General features: G+C 61.2%; 18 protein-coding genes. 5 read left to right on the top strand and 13 right to left on the bottom strand.

Annotated elements, in window-relative coordinates:
* The first annotated feature begins 97 nt into the window (after positions 1 to 97).
* Both DM813_RS19590 and DM813_RS19585 read left to right on the top strand, forming a co-directional pair.
* The gene (locus tag DM813_RS19590; RefSeq protein WP_128325015.1) at positions 98 to 652 is read left to right on the top strand and encodes a UPF0149 family protein; all 555 of its coding nucleotides are present in this window, start codon (positions 98 to 100) and stop codon (positions 650 to 652) included.
* A gap of 157 nt (positions 653 to 809) precedes the next feature.
* Positions 810 to 1,199: a hypothetical protein gene (locus tag DM813_RS19585; RefSeq protein ID WP_128325014.1), complete on the top strand. Its 390-nt coding sequence runs from the start codon at positions 810 to 812 to the stop codon at positions 1,197 to 1,199.
* A gap of 33 nt (positions 1,200 to 1,232) precedes the next feature.
* Here the strand turns inward: DM813_RS19585 and DM813_RS19580 are convergent, their stop codons facing one another.
* The 3 genes from DM813_RS19580 to DM813_RS19570 all read right to left on the bottom strand — a co-directional run bounded on the left by DM813_RS19580 (position 1,233) and on the right by DM813_RS19570 (position 3,973).
* Positions 1,233 to 2,168 (bottom strand): LysR family transcriptional regulator, encoded by a 936-nt coding sequence (locus DM813_RS19580; protein ID WP_128325013.1) that lies wholly within the window; start codon positions 2,166 to 2,168, stop codon positions 1,233 to 1,235.
* On the bottom strand, positions 2,165 to 3,139 hold the full coding sequence (locus tag DM813_RS19575) for a quinone oxidoreductase family protein (RefSeq protein ID WP_128325012.1): 975 nt from the start codon (positions 3,137 to 3,139) through the stop codon (positions 2,165 to 2,167). Before DM813_RS19575 ends, DM813_RS19580 begins: the two co-directional genes overlap by 4 nt.
* A gap of 138 nt (positions 3,140 to 3,277) precedes the next feature.
* Positions 3,278 to 3,973 (bottom strand): tRNA (adenine(22)-N(1))-methyltransferase, encoded by a 696-nt coding sequence (locus tag DM813_RS19570; RefSeq protein ID WP_347233028.1) that lies wholly within the window; start codon positions 3,971 to 3,973, stop codon positions 3,278 to 3,280.
* Between the two features lie 296 nt (positions 3,974 to 4,269).
* Here DM813_RS19570 and DM813_RS19565 point away from each other — a divergent pair, with 296 nt between their 5' ends.
* On the top strand, positions 4,270 to 5,541 hold the full coding sequence (locus DM813_RS19565) for a Rid family hydrolase (RefSeq protein WP_128325011.1): 1,272 nt from the start codon (positions 4,270 to 4,272) through the stop codon (positions 5,539 to 5,541).
* A gap of 66 nt (positions 5,542 to 5,607) precedes the next feature.
* Here DM813_RS19565 and DM813_RS19560 read toward each other — a convergent pair whose 3' ends face one another.
* From DM813_RS19560 to DM813_RS19515, 10 genes are all read right to left on the bottom strand, one after another.
* Positions 5,608 to 7,032, bottom strand: coding sequence for an undecaprenyl-phosphate glucose phosphotransferase (locus tag DM813_RS19560; protein ID WP_128325010.1), 1,425 nt, complete (start codon positions 7,030 to 7,032; stop codon positions 5,608 to 5,610).
* A 526-nt stretch (positions 7,033 to 7,558) separates the two neighbouring features.
* Positions 7,559 to 8,329 (bottom strand): WecB/TagA/CpsF family glycosyltransferase, encoded by a 771-nt coding sequence (locus tag DM813_RS19555; RefSeq protein ID WP_128325009.1) that lies wholly within the window; start codon positions 8,327 to 8,329, stop codon positions 7,559 to 7,561.
* Entirely contained in the window at positions 8,329 to 9,516 is a 1,188-nt protein-coding gene (locus DM813_RS19550) for a glycosyltransferase family 2 protein (RefSeq protein ID WP_128325008.1), read from the bottom strand. The genes DM813_RS19555 and DM813_RS19550 overlap by 1 nt, the downstream gene beginning before the upstream one ends.
* Entirely contained in the window at positions 9,513 to 10,715 is a 1,203-nt protein-coding gene (locus tag DM813_RS19545; RefSeq protein WP_128325007.1) for a glycosyltransferase, read from the bottom strand. The genes DM813_RS19550 and DM813_RS19545 overlap by 4 nt, the downstream gene beginning before the upstream one ends.
* A 47-nt stretch (positions 10,716 to 10,762) precedes the next feature.
* Positions 10,763 to 11,749, bottom strand: coding sequence for a VirK/YbjX family protein (locus DM813_RS19540; RefSeq protein ID WP_128325006.1), 987 nt, complete (start codon positions 11,747 to 11,749; stop codon positions 10,763 to 10,765).
* A gap of 7 nt (positions 11,750 to 11,756) precedes the next feature.
* A complete protein-coding gene (locus DM813_RS19535; RefSeq protein ID WP_128325005.1) occupies positions 11,757 to 12,734 on the bottom strand; it encodes a glycosyltransferase in 978 nt (325 codons plus the stop codon).
* A 51-nt stretch (positions 12,735 to 12,785) separates the two neighbouring features.
* Entirely contained in the window at positions 12,786 to 13,319 is a 534-nt protein-coding gene (locus tag DM813_RS19530) for a serine O-acetyltransferase (protein ID WP_128325004.1), read from the bottom strand.
* Positions 13,320 to 13,327: 8 nt separating this feature from the next.
* The gene (locus DM813_RS19525; protein WP_128325003.1) at positions 13,328 to 14,284 is read right to left on the bottom strand and encodes a glycosyltransferase family 2 protein; all 957 of its coding nucleotides are present in this window, start codon (positions 14,282 to 14,284) and stop codon (positions 13,328 to 13,330) included.
* The gene (locus DM813_RS19520) at positions 14,277 to 14,894 is read right to left on the bottom strand and encodes an acyltransferase (RefSeq protein ID WP_128325002.1); all 618 of its coding nucleotides are present in this window, start codon (positions 14,892 to 14,894) and stop codon (positions 14,277 to 14,279) included. The genes DM813_RS19525 and DM813_RS19520 overlap by 8 nt, the downstream gene beginning before the upstream one ends.
* Before the next feature lie 143 nt (positions 14,895 to 15,037).
* Positions 15,038 to 16,504 (bottom strand): FAD-dependent oxidoreductase, encoded by a 1,467-nt coding sequence (locus DM813_RS19515; protein ID WP_128325001.1) that lies wholly within the window; start codon positions 16,502 to 16,504, stop codon positions 15,038 to 15,040.
* Positions 16,505 to 16,986: 482 nt separating this feature from the next.
* On the opposite strand from DM813_RS19515, the gene DM813_RS19505 reads away from it, so the two are divergent.
* A complete protein-coding gene (locus DM813_RS19505) occupies positions 16,987 to 18,513 on the top strand; it encodes an O-antigen ligase family protein (RefSeq protein WP_128324999.1) in 1,527 nt (508 codons plus the stop codon).
* Positions 18,513 to 21,119, top strand: a complete 2,607-nt coding sequence (locus tag DM813_RS19500; RefSeq protein WP_128324998.1) for a glycosyl hydrolase family 5 — start codon at positions 18,513 to 18,515, stop codon at positions 21,117 to 21,119. The genes DM813_RS19505 and DM813_RS19500 overlap by 1 nt, the downstream gene beginning before the upstream one ends.
* Positions 21,120 to 21,134 lie beyond the last annotated feature (15 nt).

Raw genomic sequence — 21,134 nt, 5'->3', positions numbered from 1 at the left:
CGCAAGGTGGCTACCAAGAGAACGAACGACAGCAACTGAAAATTAGTGGCATCATCCCCCCCTTTTTTTATCCAGACCTCGCCAAGGAACCGCAGTCATGAACATCCAGCCCCTCAACCCCAGCGAGTTCGAGCTCATCGAAGACACCTTGCTCAAGTACGGCGACGACCATTCCGTGCTCAACCCGTCGGAGCTTGACGGCTACTTCACCGCCCTGGTTTCCAGCCCGGCGCAGATCGACATCAGCGAATGGTTCCCGGCCATCTGGGGCGGGCAGAACCCGGAGTGGGAAACCCCGCAGGAATGCCGCCAGTTCATCGACCTGTGCGTACGCCACCTCAACACCCTGGCCAGCCAACTGGCCACCGACCCGCAGGCGTTCAAAGCGCGCTTCGAGCAGACCGAGCACAACGGCCAGCCGTTGACCCTGGCCGAAGAATGGTGCTTTGGCTATGTGCGCGGCGTTGCCATCGGCAACTGGCCGGAACTGCCACAGCCCCAGGCCGGTCGCCTGCAGGTCATCACCGACTGTGCCGAGCAGGACAATTACGAACTGCCGGTAGACCTCGATGTCGTCCTGCACCGCCAGCGCGTGGCCGCGATCGAGCCGGCGGCGCGGGCCTTGCACGACTTCTGGGTGTCGCAGCGCTAAGCAAGCGACGGCGGCTGGAACAGGGGTAGCTATAGTCAATGGCTGGTTCAGTGAACCTTGCCCATCTGACTATAGCTAGACACGGATGATGGCTAATTAGTAGCATCGACTGCACGCACCACCCTCATTGACAAGAACAAACAGCCAGGGAGGCTGAATGAGCAGCATTGTCCACCGCCCGATCCACCTCGAACTGCGCCCTACCCTCACCTGGATCGACACCTGGCAAGGGCCGGACAATGGCCTGATCCGTTGTTGGGAAATCGGCCGTGAGCGCGCCGTCAAACAGCCCGAACTCGCCCAGCGCTGCCTGGCCGGCGAACTGCCGGTGCTGGGCTGGAAAGGTGGCGTGGAGCGCACCCTGAAAAAGCGCGAAAAATTCGGCTCGCTCAAATACCTGGCTCAGTGGCAAGGCCTGCGCGGCGAAGACCTGCAAATCGACACCACGGCAGAGCTGACCCTCAACTGCAGCCGCACCGGTATGGTCGTCACCTTTACCCCGGACCAGAGCAAGTATTACAACCCGCAGGGTGATAGCGACGAATAAGCCGTCGCTTGCAACACTACAAATAATCGGAGATCAGTCTGTCGCAACGCCCCATGGCGCCACCGGCTCGAACTTCGACTCGATCCATTGCTTGAACGCGACAACCACCGCACTCGGAAATTTGGCCGAGGGCCTGACCAGGTAAACCCCACCGGCGCTGTCCAGTTGCCAGTCGGGTAGCACCTGCACCAGCCGGCCGGCAGCAATGTCCCGGCTCATCAGCCAGTCACCGGCCCCCAGTATTCCCGCACCGGCGCGGACGGCGGCGAGCAGTGATTCGCTGTCGTTGGCCGTCAGGTTGCCTTTGGGTGTGATCGTCTGCAGCTCGGCACCGCGATGCAGCCGCCATTGCGGAAACGACGCCAGCCCGCTGAAGCGCAGGCAGTTGTGCCCGACAAGGTCCTGCGGGGTCTGCGGCATACCATACGTGGCGATGTAAGCCGGCGAGGCACAGAGTATCCGGCGATGATCCGCAAGTTTGCGCGCGACCAGGCGGCTGTCTTGCAGATCGCCAATACGGATGGCCAGGTCAAAACCCTCCTCAATAATGTCGACCAACCGCTCGCTGTAGTCTGCAACGATCGAAACCTGCGGACAGGCCGCGAGAAACTCCGGCAGCAGCGGGCCAAGCCAGCGCCGCCCCATGGCGGCCGGCAATGCCAGCCGCAAGGTGCCACGCACGTCACTGGCACCGCGGGCGGCTTGCTGCTGCGCCTCGTTGATCAACTCGACCGCAGCGCGCAGTCGCTGCTCCAGCTGGGCCCCCACGTCCGTGATGCGCAGCTGGCGGGTGGAGCGCTCGATGAGCCGCACCCCCAGACGCTTTTCCATCGCCGCCAGGCGCTTGGAAATGACCGTAGGATGGCGTTGCAGCAAGCGGCCGGCGGCGACAAACGAGCCTTGCGAGACAACGGCCAGAAACGCCGCGACTTCGTCACTCTGCTGGTTATCCAGAACATCAAGATTCATGGCTTTAGAATGATCGCCCCCGATGAACGTCCTGACTCCAGGTCGGCATGCGCCAACGCCGCTTCCGCCAGCGGATAGCGTGCCCAGATGTGCGGCGTGATGATGCCCGCCTCGACAGCCGCCAGCACATCCTGCGCCCGCTCCTGATATTCGGCGTCGCTGGCGGTATGCGCCGCCAAGGACGGACGGGTGAGGAACAGTGAGCCTTTGGCATTGAGCGTGGCGATTTCTACCGGTGCCGGCGCGCCGGAGGAAGCGCCGAACGACACCATGACACCTCGTGGTCGCAAGCTGTCCAGCGAGGCCTGGAAAGACACGCGCCCGATCGGGTCATAGACGACGTCGACCTTGCGACCGTTCGTGACATCGGCAACCTGCGATGCAAGAGTGTCCGGATCAAACACCAGCACCTCGTCGCAGCCCAGGGCCTTGGCCTTGGCAACGCTGGCCTGCCTGGACACCACACCGATCACCGTTGCCCCGAGGTGCTTGGCCCACGTCGCCATGATCGCCCCTACCCCGCCTGCCACACCGTAAAGCAGCACGGTGGTGCCCGGCCCAACCGGATAGGTGGACTTCAACAGGTACTGGGCAGTTATGCCCTTGAACAGCACAGCGGCGGCATCATCAAATGACAGCGCATCCGGGATCCTGACCAGGCGCTGGGCAGGAAACAGCCGGGCCGATGCATACGCGCCAACGGGGCCAGTGGCATAGGCAACGCGATCGCCCACCTGCACGTTGCTGACCCCTTCCCCCACCGCGGCGACACGCCCGGCACCTTCCAGGCCAAGGCCGGAGGGCAATGCAACGGGGACCGCGCCCTTGCGTTGGGTGACGTCGAGAAAGTTGACGCCAATGGCCGCTTGCTCAAGCCAGACTTCACCGTGCCCAGGCACTTGTTCGACCAGCGTTTGCACGGCCAGCACGTCAGGTTCGCCTACGTGGCTAAAACGGATCGCAGCAACCATGGTTTTTCCCCTTCAGTCGGTTATTCAGAGGGCTGAAGTATGAAAACTGACTGCATACGCAACAAGACAGGCTGTTTGCAGATCATTACTGCACAGTGTGCAGCAATCGAGACGCATGGCAAGCGCTGCCTTTGAAGCTCAGCCCAGGAGCTCGGCGATCCAGCCCACCTGCCGGGTGATGGCGTGTACCTTTTCGGCGGGCACGGCCTGCCGCGCGCGGGCGAAATGGCTCAGGGTCTTTTGCTTGAGGCGCAACCGACGCTGCCATTTTCCGAGGAAAGCAGCGCTGCGGGCTTGCAGGTGCACCGGCCCGAAGTACAGTTCCTGGGCGCTGTAGGTCACCGGCCCGCTGCGCTCGGCGACGATGATTTCGTAGTCGAAGCGGTTTTCCCGCAGCACTTCCTCGTGGAGGATGCGGTAGCCGTTTTCCATCAGCCATTGGCGCAGGGGCTGCTCGCCACCGTTGGGCTGCAGGATCAGGCGCTCCTCGCCATTCAGCCGCGCCTTGCCGGCGTCAAGGATGTCGCGGATGGTCTCGCCGCCCATGCCACAGAGCGTGATCGCCGAAATGCGATCTTGTGGCTCGATCGCCGCCAGCCCGCAGGCCAGGCGCACGGTGATCTGCAGATCCAGGCCATTATCGCGCACGGTGCGTTCGGCGGCATGAAACGGCGTCACTGCCACTTCGCCCGCCACCGCCGCAGTGATAGCGCCACGACGCATCAAGGCCACCGGCAGGTAGCCGTGGTCCGAGCCAATATCGGCCAGGCGCGCACCGGCTGGCACCTGCGCCGCCACACGCTCCAGGCGCATGGACAATGTCTGTTCGTTCAACTGCAGCCCCTTTTGCGCACACACGTCCGGCACCGCTAGCCGGATCCGGGCGCGATTCTGTCGAGCAATGCGCAAGATTTCAAATTTATGCGACCAGAACCCCGAATGGCGCAAAGCGCAGAGCCCACTACACTTGCACCCGATCCATCAGCAACCCTCAGGCAGCCACGCTGCCTGCCCCCCGCGTGGACTCAGTGTCCGTTGTCCGGAAATGCGTTGGCAACCGCCGATCGTGAAGTGGAACCCGCGTTTGCCACGCCACCCACTCAAATCCAGCAACACAGGGGAGTACTCGTATGACTGGCTATAACGCAGTGTCAGCACGCAACACGGAACGCGCGCCACAAGGTACAGGCCCTTATTCACAAACGGTTGCCTTCTCTCACTACAACAATATTTCGGCGCAACTGCCCATCGACCCGGCCTCGGGCGCGGTAGTGGCAGGCGGTATCACCGCGCAGGCCGAACAGTGCTTCAAGAACATAAAAGCGATTGTCGAGAGCATCAACCACAAGCTGACCGACATCGTCAGGATCAGCCTGTTCGTCAAACACAGTTCGGACATAGACGCTGTCCACGCCGTGCACGCCCGCTTTTTTCCGGACTATGTCCCGGCACTCACCACCGTGGTAGTCGGCGCCTTGCCGCTGGATGCCCTGGTACAGGTCGAAGCCCTGGTTTCCCACGGCGAAGGGACCATTCCGAATGCCCCGCAAGCCGGCGACCTGGTAAAAGTTGCCAAGAACACCGAGCGCGCACCGCTAAGCCCGCTGTCGACGCAGAGCGTGGCGTTTTCTCATTACAACAACCTGTCCGCGCAATTACCGATCGACCCGGCAACCGGGAAACTGGTGGCAGGCGGTATAAAAGAACAGACCAGACAATGCCTGAAAAACATCAAGGCGATTCTCGAAGGCATCGACGTGCCGTTTGATGACATTGTCAGGATAACGGTGTTTGTCAAAAACCTGAGCGACCTCGACGCCGTCAACGGGGTGTACACCACCTTTTTCCCCGACTCGGCCATCGCCCGGACCGTGGGCTACCTGCCCGCCCGCACCAACGTTGCCGTGTCAGCGCTGCCGCTGGATGCACTGGTGCAGATCGAAGCCGTTGTCTCGCATGGCGATGGCACGCCGCCGCAGGCCGTGGAAGACCGCCACGGCATCGTGATCAAGGCCAACAACACCGATAACGCCCCGAAAAGCACACTGTCGACGCAGACGGTGGCGTTCTCTCACTACAATCACCTGTCCGCGCAATTACCGCTGGACCCGAAAACCGGCAAGCTGGTGGCGGGCGGCGTAAAGGAGCAAGCCGGCCAATGCCTGAAGAACATCAAGGCCATTGTCGAGAGCATCGGCCACGCCCTGGACGATGTGGTCAAGGTCAATATCTTCCTCAAGAACATCGAAGACGCTGCAGCGGTAGACGAGGCGTACGCAAGCTACTTCCCGGGCGGTGTGCCGGCACGGCGGACCGTAGGTGTGGCGGCGCTGCCAGAGGGTGCACTAGTGCAGATTGATGCTGTTGTCTCGAATGCCGAAGGTACGCCACCGTCGGCATAACCCTGGGCAAAAACGTCCGTCATGGAATCCCGGGGTCTGGTGTCCCGGGATTCCAAGGCGTGTCATTCAATAAGCATGCTTGCCGGTGAACGCATTCAACGTGCGCACCAGAATGACGAAGTCGAGCCACAGCGACCAGTTGTTGATGTACTCGATATCGGAATCAACCCGCTGGATCATCTGCTCGATGTCCTTGGTTTCGCCCCGGAAGCCCCGCACCTGGGCCAGGCCGGTCATGCCCGGCTTGATGTTGTGGCGGGCGAAGTAATCAACGATCTCCTGCGAGTACTGGGTGTCGTGCTGCAGCGCATGCGGACGCGGCCCTACCAGCGACATCTCGCCCGTCAACACATTGAACAGCTGAGGCAGTTCGTCGAGGCTGGTGCGGCGAATGAAGGCGCCGACCCGGGTCAGGCGCGGATCATGCTTCTGCGCCTGTCTGACCACCCCGCCTTCGGGTTGATGGACGTGCATGCTGCGAAACTTCCAGATGCGAAAAGCCTCGCCTGTCCAGCCCATGCGTTCCTGGCGGAAGAACACCGGCCCGGGGCTGTCGAGCTTGATGATGAGGGCGATCGTCAGCAGTACCGGCGATGCACACAGCAGGATCAGCGCGGCCAGCACCCGGTCTTCGAGGTTCTTGAGAAACAGGCTCATGCCGGTCAGCGGCGTTTCCGACAAGGTGAGCACGGGAATGCCGGCGATTTCACGCACACTGTGGTTGATCAGCCGCAGGGAAAAGATGTCGGGCACCCAGTTAACGGAAATGCACTTGTCGAGAAGTTTCAGGTACACCTCGTTGATCACCTCGGAGCCGCTGAGCGGCGTGACCAGGTACACGGTACGAATGGCGTGCTGCGCGACAATTTCGTCAAGGTCGGCGATATGCCCCAACACCGACAGGCGCTGCTTGCCATCGGGGTTGTCGCGGCCGTTTTCCTCGCCGTCGCCGATCAGCACACAGCCGACGATACGCTCACCAAACCAGGGGTTGTTGCTGATTTTTTGCTGAAGGAAGTTGGCCAGATCCCCGGCGCCAATGATCAGTGCGTTTTCCAGTCGGTAGGCGTGCGCCATGAAGCGCTTCTGCACCTCACGCACGGCAAAGTGCAGGAACAGCTGCACGAAGTAGCCGATGACAAACAGTTCCCCCACCAGCAGTCGCGAGTACTTCTCGCTCTGTTTGGTCAGAAACGCCATGACCACCAGGAAACAGAACGTCGCCGACCAGGCCTTGAACAGCCGGAACGCCTTGATGGAAAGCCCGACATTGCTGCGGTAAATCGCGTAATGGTCGTAAATAACCGCCAGCGCACCAATCAGCAACAGCAGCATGATCACGTAATCGGAAGTGATGTAGCCGATCTGGTCATAGATCAGGTACCAGGCCACACCGATCACAGCAATCCCGTCGAGGCCCGCCTGAATGGCGTTACTCACGCTGCTTCTGCGCTGGAGCAAGGAACGGCTGCTTCGGGGTTCGAACACCATTGTCAGACCTCATCAATTTGAGATACCAAACGCTTCCCATCAGACAGATACGCCAAAAACCAACCGCTAACGTACGCAAACCCCTTCAACAAACGCCTACCGACCCGCGCAATACCCTGAGCGCACGCCAATGCACCGGCCCGGCGTGTGCCTCGATGAAATGAGTAGAGATAGGGGCCCGATACCGCGCCGGACCTGGGTGATACCGCGCCGGCTTGTTCGAAACGCACGTGGCGAAGCCAGCACTGCCAGGCGCGCAGTCAAGCCATGTCGATGTCGACAATGGAGTGATAATCCATGCATAGAGCAAGATCCTCCCCTGATCTATCAACGACTCGAGACGCACATCCCGGCACCGGGCACGCGCTCAAAAGACTGATGCCGCCGCCAGTTCGGGGATCTACCCAACGTACAGGCGCGGTTGATATCACTGTAGCAGTACCGGACAACCCGCGCGGACGGATTCACCCCTGCCCTAGCATTTGGCGGATTCGGACGTACCCTTGGTCTGAAACAGCCGTCGCTGTCAGCGACCTCGTGGTGTACCGGGGGTGTCCTGCGCCGTGGCTTTGGAGCACAACAAGGTGCGTGCCAGGAACACCGGGTTGCCGACGACATAGCGCATGAACAAGCGCTTCGGCTCTCTGATCAACCGGTAGACCCACTCGCCCCCCAGTTGGCGCAACCACTGTGGCGCCCGCGTGACCTTGCCGCCGAGAAAATCCAGGATCGCCCCGCCGCAGATGATCAGGCATGGCGTATCAGTGCTGGCCAGCCTGGCCGCAACGTCCTCCTGCTTGGGCATGCCCATGCCGAGTACGATCAGTTCCGGCTGCCACTGCCGGGCAAGGTCGAGGTAGGTCTGCGCCTCGGCAAATCCGTGATGCACCGAGACCACCTGCACGCCGAACAAGGCTTCGCTGCGCTCTGCCGCCTGACTCAGGTAGGGCTCTTCAGTACCCCAGAATGCGACGCGCCGTCCCTTGAACGCCGCCAGCAATTTGGGAATCAGGTCTGTGCCGTTCATGTTCAGGCCCGGCGCCAGCCCCAGTCGGCGATACAGGATCTTCATACCGGCACCGTCGCGTAACAACACGTCGGCCGCCAACAACGCCTCGCCGTATTGCCTGTTGCTGGCCACCAGGTTCATGGCGTGGGCATTGACGAAGCCCAGCACGGTGGCCCGTTCAGGCGTGGCCAATGTTTCCAGCAAGCGTCGCTCTTCAGCGCTGTCGCCGATCACGCGGAGCTTACCGATGATGGCTTTCCAGCTTTGTTGCGCTGTCATCGTGCTCATTAGCTTTCATCCCTTTTCGAGCGCACCCATTCAACCTGGCGTTTGATCAGGAAGCCCAGGTACAACGGAATTTTTTTCAGCGCGTAGAACGGTGCATACATCAGCACCGAAAATGCGATCACGTCGCGGGAGAACCGGCTCCACGCCAGTAACACCGCAGTGCCCAGCAGCGCCATTGCAACGGTGGCTATCAATGCGGGCACCATTACCTCGAACAGCAGACACGCCAGCCATGCAAGGCTGAAGATGCCTACCAACGCCAACACCAGCAGCGCCAGCGGCGGCACCATCAGGTCAATGGTCATGGCCAACAGGTGCCATTGGCGCCGGGCAATCGATGCCACGATCAGCGCCGGCGCATCGGCCAACAGGACCCCCAGATGACCATGCTCCCAGCGCGTGCGCTGACTCTTCAGGCCTTCGTCGCTGCCAGGGAAATAACTGACCACCTGTGCCTGCGGGCAGAACAGCGGCGGCTTGCCGTTGGCGCAGAAGTCCAGGCCCAGTTTCAGGTCTTCGACCAGGTGCCCCGTGGCCAGATTGACCCGCGCCAGGTCACGCCAGGCAAATGCCATGCCCGACCCCATCAACTGGCAAGGCCAACCCAGCCGTGCCCAACCGCGTGGCCGCACGAGGTTTTTCACCCGCCAGGCAAACTCGGCAATCTGTACTTTCAACCCGGCACCGGCAGGCGCACGCATCAGGTAGAGAGCTTGCACTGGCCGCGCAACCTGACTGCAGCGGCGCGCCAGGTGGTCAATGGCCCCCTCGCCCAGCTGGCAGTCGGCATCGACGATGATGACGACATCCGGTGCATCCGCTGCCAGATGCCTTACGCCAAAGTCCAGCGCATACCCCTTGCCTCGCTGTTGATCATTGCTGCGCTCCACCACCTCGGCACCCGCTGCGCGAGCCAATGCAGCGGTGTCGTCGGAACAGTTGTCGGCGACCACCAACAGCCGGTCGCCTTCGTGCAACTGCGCGCCAACACTGGCAAGTGTCGCGCCGATGATCGAGGCCTCGTTATGTGCAGGTACCAACACCGCCACCCGCCCACGCGGACCTTGCAGCGGAGCCTGGGCGCGCGCAGGCAGACAGGCCAGCAGCACCTGCGCAAACAGCACCAGTACCGGCAGCAGCAGGAGCACTGCCACTGCGCCCAGCAGCCAAGCCAGTAAGGTAATCATGCCGATGCCTTGAAGTAGCTGGCCAGCTTGGCCGCTTCGGTATCGATATCGTGCCGTTGCAACACGCGCTGATACGCCGCCTCGCCCATGCGCTGCAACGCCTCGACCGGCTGCGCCAGGCAGTCAGCCATTGCCGCCGCCAGTTCCTCCACGGCACCGGCCGGGAACAGCCAGCCGTTTTCACCCGGGTGCACCAGTTCGGGAATACCGGCGACATAGGTCGTCAGTACCGGACGGCGCAAGGCCATGGCCTCCATGATCACCACCGGCAGGCCTTCGGCAAAGCTCGGCAGCACCAAGGCACGGGCGGCAAGGATCTCTTCGCGCACCTGCCCACTGCTGATCCAGCCGGTGATGCGCACATGAGCCTGCAAACCGTAGCGCACGATCAGTGCCTGGATTTCTTCGCGCATCTCGCCATCACCCGCCAGCACCAGCTCGAACGTCAACGCCTGGGCTGCGAGTATCCGCGCCGCTTCAATCAGCAGCAACTGCCCCTTCTGCTCGCACAAACGTCCCACGCACACCAGGCGCGGCGCTGCCGGTGCCGGCACCGCGGGCACCTCGTGAAAGGCGCGCTCCAGGCCGCAATGCACCACTTTCACCTTGGCCCAGTGTCTATGCGCCACCCAGCGAAACAGCTGGCTACGCCCGTAGGAACTGACCGCCGCGACAAAGGCTGCGCGCCGGACCTTTTCCCCTACATGCAGAAACTGCGGTTTGTCGAACTCTTCCGGGCCATGCACGGTAAAACTGAAGGCAGGCCCACCGAGCGCATTGGCAAGCATCACCACTTCGGTCGAGTTGGTGCCGAAGTGTGCATGCACATGTTTGACCTCAGACGCCTGCAACCACTGCACCACCCGGCACGCTTCGGCCAGATACACCAGGTGGTAGGGCCAGGGACGATCAGCGCGCCGGCCCATGCGCAGCGCCAGCCACAGGGTCGAAAAGAACCGCCGTGGCTGCGCGCGCAGCACCTGCAACGTCGGCGTTAACAGGCCTTTGACGCCGCCTTGCAGCACGTAACGGGTTTTCCCCTGTTCAGCGATATCCTCAGCGTCTTGCAACTCGGCATCCCAGCCGCGCAAGGCAATGCGTTGAACCTCGATGCCCTGACGCTCCAACGCCAGAATCTCGCGGCGGATAAAGCTGTGGCTGACCTTCGGGTACTGATTGATGAAATAAGCTATGCGCATGGCGTCCCAACTTGTTACCAGCGTTATTCAAGCCCTGACGTGGGCAGCTATGACGAGGTGTCCTGTTGCAGTTGCAGGCTGCTTTCCAGCTGCTGAAGGGGCATCGGCAACGGCTTGTCGCCATCCGCGCCAGGTAAAGCCGCCTCGATATGCGCAAACACGTCATCGAGCAGTGCGTGACGGCGTCGGTACATCGCGCGTTTCTTCGCGGCAATGTCGTCGGCCGCGCGCCGGGACGATTCCAGGGGAATGGCGAAGAAGCCTTCGCGCGGCGACGCTGTAGCGCCATGCTCCAGCCAGATGGTGTCGTAATTGGCGGCAAGGTCCTGGCCCTTGTCCACGCCGAAATACGCATGGCGGTGATGGCGAAATTCATCACCGACGGCGTAGATCCGCGCCGCCCCCACCCTGCGCGCCACGCACTTGAGCGCTTCGAGCAGAAAACTTCTGGGACGCAGGCCTTCAAAATCCTTGGTCAGGTCACGGTAGATCTCCAGCGACCGCTCACTGTCGATGCCTTTGTGGATGCCCTGGACGGCGCCAATGAACAGGCACAGTTCACCCTGCGACTGGCTCAATGTGAACGCCAGCGATGCCACGCGCAAATCACCCTGGAACACATTGAGCACCAGTTCCCCTTCGCGCTTGAACCAGATCGGCCGGTCCAGGACCAGGCTGCAGCCACTGGAGTAGTGCGACAGGTCACAGAGGGTCAGGTGCTCTTCGCGCCCCAGCAACAACAGCAGTGGAAAACGACTGGCGACGATTTCATAGTGCGACGCCACTGTCTCGAGACGCTCACGGGCCTGCCAGCCTTTACTGATGTAGGGCCACTGCACCATGCCGATACTGTCGACGCCAAGCCGGGCAACCCGCTCTTGCCCCAGCGCCGTCGACATACGCTGCATGAATGCGCGCAGGTCGGGCCACTCCCTGGCGATCGATACCGCCAACTTGAACTTGTTGTTCAGCGCCCGCAATGAGTAGCCGGGTTGCAGGGTGAGCACGCTGGTCACTACCGTTCGAAACGCCATAGGGATCTCACTTGTACTCGATCAATGCCGTTTTGCCGGCACCGAATCTGTTCAACAGGAACTTCACCTGCCCAAGCATTTCGGGAAACTTGCCCAGCACCAGGAACACCGCTTGCAGCCAGTTCTCCCGCGCCGACCTGGCGCCACGACGGGCCAGGCGAATGGCCTGCAACGGGTAGATCAACAGCAGTAACAGCGCCCAGCCCCCCAGCAGGGTGCTGGCCAGCACTATCGCCAACGGCACACCCAGGCCCCAGGTCCAGGCCCGACGCGACTCCCGCTGCCAATGATGCTCGGGGGCTGCGCCGTGCAGCGCAGCACCTTCGGCGAAGGCATAGCCTGCGCGCAGGCTGCGTTGCCACCACTGGCTGAAGCGGGTGATCGCGGCATCGTGCAAGGTCATTTCTTGTGCCAGTCGCCACACTTTCCAGCCACCGGCACGCAGGCGCACGCACAGCTCGGGCTCTTCACCGGCAATCAGGCCCGGGCGAAAACCCGACACCGCCGCGAAAGCGTCCGCGCGCATCAATGCATCGCCGCCGCAGGCCTTGGCCTCGCCGACCGGCGTGTCCCACTCCAGGTCACACAAGAGGTTGTAGACCGAGCGATGCGGAAAGCGCTCGCGGCGCCGCCCACACACCACCGCCACTTCAGGGTGTGCCGCCAGGAATGCCTGCGCCGTGGCCAGCCATCCGTCGACCACCTCGCAGTCACCGTCGACAAACTGCACGTAACGCAAATCGGGCAACGCGCGCTGCAAACAGGCAAACCCTTCATTGCGCGCCCGCGCTGCGGTGAAGGGTCGGGTCATGTCCAGCGCCAGCACCTGCACCCCGCGTTCGCGGGCACGCTGTGCAGAACCGTCAGTGGAGCCCGAGTCGACATACACCACCACATCCGCCGCACCGACCACAGACGCCAGGCATCGCTCCAGCCGCTGGCCTTCGTTTCGACCGATCACCACAACGCCGATCCCAGTCACCATGTGCCTCACCCACCTGCATTCAACGGAGCATCCGGTTCACCGCGACAACCTTCAGGCTGACTCAGGGTATTGCAGCTGTTCGTTGTGCTTTCGCGCCTTGACTGTCGCCGGCACGCCGACCGCCACCGAGTCGTCCGGCACATCGATCAACACCACCGCGTTTGCACCGATCACGACATTGTTGCCAATCCGAATGTTGCCCAGCACCTTCGCCCCGGTGCCGATGTCAACGTTGTTGCCGAACACCGGCGCTATGGGCTCGCTCACGTTCTTCAGGCCCACCACCACGCCGTTGCGGATACGGCAGTCATCGCCGAATCGCGCATAGCCACTGATGACAATGCCGCCGAAGTGGTCGATGACAAAGTTCTTGCCGATTTCCACTTCGCACGGCAACTCGATCCCCGTGAGGATCTGCACGAATTTGAACAACACCTTGTAGACAAACGACAGCAGCTTGCGCAGCAAGGCCGGGCGCACGCCGTAGCGCCAGCGCCCGAAGCGGTACACCAGCAATGCCCAGAATCCCTGCGCCCCCCAGTCACCACCGTGCGCCCGCAAGTCCGCCTTGATGTTGTCGAACATGGTTTCACCTACCGTGTGGGTTGACGCGCAAACTGGGTGCCGAGCAGCGATGTCCAGGTGGCTCGGCTATGACGCCAGCACGCCTGGATGGCACCCCATCCACGGCCTTTGAGCAGTGCCTTGAGTGCCAGCACCAGATCGCCCAGATTGACCAGAAACATATGCAAGGCCAGGCCCGGCACGCCGTGATGCTTTCGGAAGTACAGGAGTTCGCTTTCAATCTGGTAGGACGATATTTGCCGGCTGGCTGCCTCCAGTTCAGCGACCGACTTGGAGCTTTCACCGCCGATATGCACGACGGTGGTGTGCGGGTAAAACACCACTTTCCAGCCCGCTTCCTTGACCCGCTTGCAGTGATCCACTTCTTCGTAATAGAGAAAATACCGCGGGTCGAACAACCCCACCTGGTCGAGCACTTCACGGCGCACCAGGTAGAAGCAACCGGGCAACCAGTCACACTCGCGCACCGCGTCGTGCCCCCAGTCCATTTCGTCGACCATTTTCAGCCCGGGGAAAAAGCGCCCCAGCCCGGTCCGTGAAACGAAGACATTCAATGGCGTCGGGAAATAGCGGCAACTGGGTTGCAGATCACCGTCGCGCCCCACCAGCCGAACACCAAGCACGCCACATTGCGGGTGGGCGTCCATGTAGGCGATGGTTTTTTCCAGAGTGTCTTCGGATACAAAGGCATCGGTATTGAGCAGCAGCGCATACTTGCCCTGCAGATGCTCAAGCAATTGATTATTGGCCCGGCCAAAGCCGACATTCTTTGCATTGCTGACCACCAACGCCTCGGGACAGACCTTGGCCAGACGGTCGAGCGAATCGTCGACCGAGGCATTGTCCACTACCAGGTAACTGGCCAGCGTTTCGCTGTCGGCCTGGCGCAGCGCATCGAACATCGGCTGCAGCAGTGTGGCCGTGTTGAAGTTGACCACCAGCACATCGACGGGCTTTTTATCCATTGGTGCCGTCCCCGTAAAAGTACTGCCTCCTCGCCGCCGCCAGCTCGGGTTCCAGTGCCGGATCAAAAGAGCCTTTGCGGTCCTTGACCAGGTGGATCCACGGGTACGCATTGCAGCGTTCCTCGACCCGTCGAATCAGATCCTCGGTGCTACAGATGACCTTGGCGGGGTTGCCTCCCACCACCGTGCCCGGCGGAACGTCCTTGGTGACCACCGCACCGGCGGCAACGATCGAGTCGGGGCCGATGGTCACGCGCGGCATGATGATCGAGCCGTGTCCGATAAAGCAGTTGTCCTTGATATCGATATAGCCGACCGAATCCAGCTGCTTGCCATAGCACAGCTCAATCAGTGCAACCACACCATCGTGGCCGATCAGGGTGCAGTCCGATAAGCCGACATTGGTACCGATGCGCACCAGTGCCGGGTCGGTCACGTTGCAACCGATGTTCATGTGGAAGTTATTGCCGATCGAATGAAACTTGCCCCAATGCGTTTGATACTCGCCCCACTCACGCGGCGTGGGGTGGCAGAGTTTTTTCCAGGTCGAGGCGCCGCGCCCGGTGGTGTTGGCGTAATGCCGTACTGCCCTGCGAATCCATCCAAGCATGATTAGTAGCCTCGCGCGTAATGCGTTCCTTGACTGACCCTGAGGCAAATGCGGTCTCGTTTTTCTTGTTGCTGACCGCTTCGCACTCAACCCGTTTCAACCACTTTGCTGCGACTTCAATCTGTAGCACTTGCGTTATCGATTCAAACAGCGCTGGCACCCGTCGACTTCATCTTGTCGTTAAGGTGATCGGCCAGCCTTAAAGCGAATTGCAACAGCGGCATCGTCGGGTTGGAGGCCCCGCCCGTGGCAAAAATGCTGCTTCCTGCAACATAGAGGTTCTCGGTACCAAACACCTTGCAGTCACGGTCGACCACGCCGAACTCAGCTGAGGCCGCCATCCGCGTGGTGCCCATGTGGTGAGCATGGGGGGACATCTTCAGTGGCACCGAGGCGTCATACACAAAGGGGTTCAACTTGACGAAGCCAAGCTGCGTCTCGGCAAATTGCTTGGCCAACTCAGTGCCGATGCACTTGATGGTGCGCCGGTCGTCAGCGCTCAGCTCCCAGTGAACATGGGCCTTGGCCATGCCCAGCGCGTCTTTTTCCTCAAGCAGTGAAATACCGCTTTGCGCGTTGGGGAACTGCTCGATCATCGTGCCGATGACGCCGTCACCAGGACAGCTGAACTTGGCGATGAAATCGATCTTGTGGGCGATGCCCATTTCACAGCTGAGGTTTTCCAGAAAGTCTTTCACCTCTGCCGTTCGGCCGTAAGTCTTCACCTCCGACAGCAGCGCAGCCGATACATTGCCTTTGCCCGCGTGGTATTCGGCGACGAAGGCATCGGTGGTGTAGTACTGGCGCGGTTCCGGGTCCTGCCCCTCATTCAATATGAAGGTGCCCATGTCGATGTTCAGGTGCTCCATGAAACAGCGCCCGACCAATCCGTCCTTTTTCACCACGCCCGCCGCCGCCAGCGATTGGCTGTTGAGCAGTTGCCGGGCGTTTTCGATGGCACCGCTGGCAAGAATGAAGTTGCGCGCCACCAGGCGCTCGCGGTGCAAGTCATAGTCGGACACCTGCACGGCCGCGAGTCGTCCCGATGCCGGGTCGAATTCAAGGTCGACACAATTGCAGTTGATGAACACCTCAAGGCCGGGCGTCTCTTCAAGGGCGGTGGCGTATTTCTGCGCAAAGCGCGTCGGCGGGCTGAGCAGAAAGCGGTCGGCGTCGAAGTCGCCACCGCCCAAACCCGGGTTGACCGTCTTGAAGTCCTGCCCTTTGGGCAGGTCGACAATTTCCATGGCCCCGGCCAGGTAAGGTTCGACATCCGAGTAGGCGATGGGCCAACCGGGCATGGTGCCTGGTGGGGTAACCGAAAAATCAGACGGCTCGAACGGCCGGCAACGGCCCATCCAGTGATTGGAAGTGCCGCCAAGGTAGCGCAAGCGTGTTTCTTCGGCGTACAGCTCAAGCCCGGTGGAGGGGCACTGGTACAGTGTTTGCGAACGCGGCGCATATTCGTGCCCGCCGCCTTCAAGCAACACCACGCTCCACCCTGCCTTGGCCAGTTGCAACGCCAGGGTGATACCGGCCGGACCCGCCCCGACAATGCAGAAATCGTAACCGTCACGCAGGGCTTTCTGCGACTGATAATCCTTGATCATGCTGGGTCTTTCCGGAAGTACTGGGAAGGCAATACCCATCCGTTGATGACAACAAACTCGGTTTTAGCGGCAGGCAGGCTTGCCGCGCTCGCAGAAAAACCGAACGTTGCGCCCCCTAGGCCAAGCACCACACAACCGTGAAGAAATCCCCTGCGACCCAACTGCAGCGTACTAAACTGAAGTTTCCCCATGATCCCTGGACCTATGCCATATAAGTTTTATAGAGACTTAGTGACTTAACTACGCCAGAAACACCTCAATCGCCTTTTTTACCCCACAGTTCACACAGCGTTGCGCCATGTACGCCATACGCAGTATAGGTCAGGGTTTCCAACAGGCCGGCCACCCCCGGCAACGAAATCAGCTCCACGCGTCAGTTTTTCGGCAGAAAATCATCTCTGACTGAATGGCTAGAAGTAACTATAGTTTCAATTAGCCATGATGCTAGCCGTCGTCCACCAACGGATAGGTGCCCGTAGCCAATGCCTGAACATTTTCGTGCTCTGATCGTCATTCTGTTGGTGGCTGGCATCGTGTTCACCCTTGCGCGCCGCCCCGCCACAGACCTGATTCCCTACGCCGACTTCAAGCGCCGGCGCAACCTGTGGTTCGGCCTGACCCTGGTGGCTTTTTTCTCCCATAGCTTCTGGGTGTATGCGGCCGTCGCCGTTGTCGTGCTGACCCTGGCACGAAAGCGCGAACGCAACCCCATGGCATTGTTTTTCATGCTGCTGTTCCTGATTCCGACGGCCTCGGTGCCGGTGCCGGGCTTCGGCGTGATCAACTACGTGATCGACCTCAACAGCATTCGCCTGCTGACCCTGTGCGTGCTGCTACCGGCAGCACTGGCGTTGAGCAAGCAGCCCGATACCGTGGCCTTTGGCCGCACCTGGCCAGACAAATTTCTTGGCGCCAGCATTGCCCTCATGGGCCTGTTGTACCTGCGCGAAACCTCCATTACCGACACCTTGCGCCAGGCGCTGTACCTGTATGTCGACGTGTTCCTGCCGTACTACGTCGCCAGCCGCGCACTGAAAAACCTCGCCGACTTCAAGGACGCGCTCCTGGCGTTTGTCCTTGCCGCCTTTGTACTGGCGCTGATCGGCGTCGCCGAAACCGTCCGCCACTGGTTGTTGTACAGCGCCTTGACCAATGCCATGGGCATGGAGTGGAGCATGTCCGGCTACCTGAGCCGCGGCGGCTCGTTGCGCGCCAGCGCCACTGCAGGCCAGGCCATCGCGCTGGGCTATGTGATGAGTGTGGCGATCGGCCTGTTCCTCTTCGTGCAGGCGTTTGTACGCAGCAAGCTCAACCGTGTACTGGGCGCCCTGCTGCTGGGCGCCGGGCTGTTTGTGCCGCTGTCGCGTGGCCCCTGGATCGGTGCGGTGATCATTGTCGCCGCCTTTATCGCTACGGGCCGGGGCGCGGTAAAGCGTCTGTCGCTGCTGGCCATCGCCGGCGTGCTGAGCATTCCCCTGCTGACCATCGTGCCCGGCGGCGACAAGGTGCTCGACATGCTGCCCTACATCGGCAACCTGGAAAAAGAGAACATCACCTACCGCGAGCGCCTGCTCGACAACTCGTGGATCGTCATCCAGCGCAACCCGTTGTTCGGCTCATTCGACTTCCGCAATACCCCGGAAATGCAATCGATGATCCAGGGTGAAGGCATCATCGACATCGTCAACACCTACGTGAACCTGGCCCTGCGCATCGGCCTGGTAGGCCTGGGGCTGTTCGTGACGTTCTTTGCCAGCGTGTTGCTGGGTATCCGCAAGGCCCTGCGCCAGTTTCCCGACAAGGATGACGAGCGACGCCTGCTCGGGCGCTCACTGCTGGCTACCTTGATCGGGATTCTGGTGATCATCTTCACCGTCAGCAGCATCACTGTGATTCCCGTGGTGTATTGGTCACTGGGTGGATTGGGCGCGGCCTATATCCAGATGGTGCGCAGGCTCAAGCATACCCAGACCGTACCCCTTGCCAACGCCAGCCTTCAACCCAGGTAATGCCCATGACCACAATGCGCCCCTTCATGCGGGCTTCGGCGCTCGTTGGCCTGTTCGTATTGCCGCTTGCAAGCGTGGCCTCGGACTGGGTCGTCAGCGTCAATGAACAGACCGGCCTGCCCGGCATCACCCGCGGCGGTGGCCCGGCGATGCTGTCGAAATTCAACTTCTGGGCCGCTAACTGGAACTGGACCGGCTTTTACGGCGGGCTCAAGGTCAACGGTCCCTACAGCTATTCCCTGGCAGGCAAGAACAAGGACCTGGATTTCGACCTGGCGGCAGACGTGCGCAAGGAAAACCCACAGACATTGACCTGGACGTTCGACCTCGACGCCCACAGCAAGCAAGCAAGGGTGAAAGGCGGCGGCATCATGTTCCAGTTCGACCCGGCCCTGATTGCCGGGGAAATGGGTGAGCCGGTATTGCTACCCGACAACCGCGGCTGGGCCTGGGGTACGCAGGCACGCCGGATCGAGATGCGTTTCGAGCCGCCGCTGACGACGGTGTACTTCGAGCGCGGCAACAGCGACGAAATCCGTGCGTTTTTTTACAAAGACACCATCACCCCCGGCCGCCAGCAGATCAAAGCCCGGTTGAGCCTGACCGGCGATATTGCCCTGGGCCCCACCACCACCGAACGCTTTGGCCTGGCAGACACCAGCAAATGGCCTGACGACCAACTTGACTGGGGCACGTCACCGGTCGACCTGTCGTTTCTCAACGCCAAGGAAAAGCCCGCCGGCAAACGCGGCTTCGTCAAGGCCGCCGGCGAACAGCTGCAGTTTGCCGACAACACACCCGCCCGCTTCTGGGGCACCAACCTCTCGGCATTCGCGATCTTCAAATCCCCTGACGAGGAGATCAGGCTGCAGGCCAAACGCCTGTCGGCCCTGGGCTTCAACCTGGTCCGCCTGCACCACCATGACTCGGCCTGGGTCAGCCCGAACATCTTTGGCAATACCTATGGCGACGGCCCACTCATTGAAGACACCCAGCACCTGAGTGCCGAGTCGCAGCGCAAGATCGACTTGTGGATCAAATGCCTCAAGGACGAAGGCATTTATGTCTGGCTCGACCTGCACGTGCAGCGCCCCCTCGTGGCCAAGGACAACATCTACGCTTTCGACGAACTGGCCAAGGGTGAGCGCAGCACCGAACTCAAAGGCTATGCCTACGTGAACCTGAGCATCCAGCAGGCAATGAAACGCTTTGCCCAGGACTACCTGACCCATGTGAACGCCTACACCGGCCTGGCCTACAAAGATGACCCGGCAATTGCCGCAGTGCTGATCACCAACGAGAACGACATCACCCACCATTTCGGCAACGCCCTGCTGCCCGACAAAGAGGTGCCCAAGCACAGCCGGCTGTTCATGGACGAGGCCAAAGCCTTTGCCGCGCGCCACGACCTGCCCGAAGACAAGACCTGGCGCAGCTGGGAGCACGGCCCGTCCAAGCTGTTTCTGAACGACCTGGAACACCGCTTCAACGTCGACATGATCGAGCACCTGCGCAGCCTCGGGGTCAAGGTTCCGATCGCCACCACCAGTACCTGGGGCGGCAACGGTTTGAGCTCGTTACCGGCCCTGACCACCGGCGACGTGATCGATGCCCACAGTTATGGTGGCCTCGGCCAGCTGGAGAAAAACCCGCTGACCAGCGACGGCATGATCAACTGGCTGGGCGCCGCCCAGGTGGTCAACACGCCGCTCACCGTCACCGAGTGGAACGCCGAGCCCTTCCCCGTGCCGGACCGCCACTCGCTGCCACTGTACGTGGCCGGCACCGCCAGCTATCAGGGCTGGGATGCGCTGATGCAATACGCCTACAGCCAGCAAGCGTTCAACAAAGCCTGGCAGTCGGCGGACAACTGGCACGCCTACAATGACCCGGCGTTGCTGGCCACCCTGCCCGCCGCCGCCTTGCTCTATCGCCGCGGCGATGTCCATGAAGCCAACAGCCGCTACGTTTTCGCGCCTACCGCCGACACTCTGTTCAACCGTTCGATCTCACCGAGTGAGTCGGTGCTGCTGCGCACCGCCATGGAGAAAGGCAAGCTGCAGATCGCCATGCCGCAAACGCCCGCGCTGCCATGGCTGCAGCCAAGCGTGATTCCCGCGGACGCCAAGGTGCTGCAGGACCCTGACCAGTCGCTGCTGGACGCAGGTGCCAGCGAGGCCACCTCCGACACCGGCGAACTCAGGCGCAACTGGCAACAGGGCCTCTACACCATCGACACACCGCTGACCCAGGCCGCCACGGGCTGGCTGGGCGGCCAGTCAGTCAACCTGGGCAATATCGAGGTCAAGGTTAAAACCGCCTACGCCAGTGTCGTGGTGCAAAGCCTTGATGCCAAGCCGCTCGGCCAGTCGCGGGAACTGCTGATTTCGCTCGGTACCCGGGCGGTTCCAAAGGAAAACGACAAGACGCCCTTCAACGTCGAGCCCCTTGAAGGCACCCTCAGCATCAAGGCCGCCAAAGGCTTGAAGCTGTTCGGCCACAACGCTGCTTCGCCCCCCAAAGAACTGCCGACGACCTATCAGGACGGGCGCTATCTCATCACCTTTGACGGCCAGCAGATGACCAATTGGCTGTTCTTGAAATAGGGCATTACGCCATCT

Origin of the sequence: Pseudomonas alkylphenolica (assembly GCF_004025535.1) — a bacterium.
GTDB lineage: Bacteria > Pseudomonadota > Gammaproteobacteria > Pseudomonadales > Pseudomonadaceae > Aquipseudomonas > Aquipseudomonas alkylphenolica_A.
Note: the sequence above shows the minus strand (reverse complement) of the source record. Positions and strands in the feature narration are given on the sequence as shown.

Excerpts from the sequence above, each read along its gene's own strand:
- DM813_RS19535 (WP_128325005.1), bottom strand. The coding sequence starts at position 12,734 with ATGGTGACTGGGATCGGCGTTGTGGTGATCGGTCGAAACGAAGGCCAG.
- DM813_RS19515 (WP_128325001.1), bottom strand. The coding sequence starts at position 16,504 with ATGATCAAGGATTATCAGTCGCAGAAAGCCCTGCGTGACGGTTACGAT.
- DM813_RS19590 (WP_128325015.1), top strand. The coding sequence starts at position 98 with ATGAACATCCAGCCCCTCAACCCCAGCGAGTTCGAGCTCATCGAAGAC.
- DM813_RS19500 (WP_128324998.1), top strand. The coding sequence starts at position 18,513 with ATGCCCATGACCACAATGCGCCCCTTCATGCGGGCTTCGGCGCTCGTT.
- DM813_RS19545 (WP_128325007.1), bottom strand. The coding sequence starts at position 10,715 with ATGCGCATAGCTTATTTCATCAATCAGTACCCGAAGGTCAGCCACAGC.
- DM813_RS19550 (WP_128325008.1), bottom strand. The coding sequence starts at position 9,516 with ATGATTACCTTACTGGCTTGGCTGCTGGGCGCAGTGGCAGTGCTCCTG.
- DM813_RS19585 (WP_128325014.1), top strand. The coding sequence starts at position 810 with ATGAGCAGCATTGTCCACCGCCCGATCCACCTCGAACTGCGCCCTACC.
- DM813_RS19520 (WP_128325002.1), bottom strand. The coding sequence starts at position 14,894 with ATGCTTGGATGGATTCGCAGGGCAGTACGGCATTACGCCAACACCACC.
- DM813_RS19540 (WP_128325006.1), bottom strand. The coding sequence starts at position 11,749 with ATGGCGTTTCGAACGGTAGTGACCAGCGTGCTCACCCTGCAACCCGGC.
- DM813_RS19580 (WP_128325013.1), bottom strand. The coding sequence starts at position 2,168 with ATGAATCTTGATGTTCTGGATAACCAGCAGAGTGACGAAGTCGCGGCG.
- DM813_RS19525 (WP_128325003.1), bottom strand. The coding sequence starts at position 14,284 with ATGGATAAAAAGCCCGTCGATGTGCTGGTGGTCAACTTCAACACGGCC.
- DM813_RS19575 (WP_128325012.1), bottom strand. The coding sequence starts at position 3,139 with ATGGTTGCTGCGATCCGTTTTAGCCACGTAGGCGAACCTGACGTGCTG.
- DM813_RS19560 (WP_128325010.1), bottom strand. The coding sequence starts at position 7,032 with ATGGTGTTCGAACCCCGAAGCAGCCGTTCCTTGCTCCAGCGCAGAAGC.
- DM813_RS19565 (WP_128325011.1), top strand. The coding sequence starts at position 4,270 with ATGACTGGCTATAACGCAGTGTCAGCACGCAACACGGAACGCGCGCCA.
- DM813_RS19505 (WP_128324999.1), top strand. The coding sequence starts at position 16,987 with ATGCCTGAACATTTTCGTGCTCTGATCGTCATTCTGTTGGTGGCTGGC.
- DM813_RS19530 (WP_128325004.1), bottom strand. The coding sequence starts at position 13,319 with ATGTTCGACAACATCAAGGCGGACTTGCGGGCGCACGGTGGTGACTGG.
- DM813_RS19555 (WP_128325009.1), bottom strand. The coding sequence starts at position 8,329 with ATGAGCACGATGACAGCGCAACAAAGCTGGAAAGCCATCATCGGTAAG.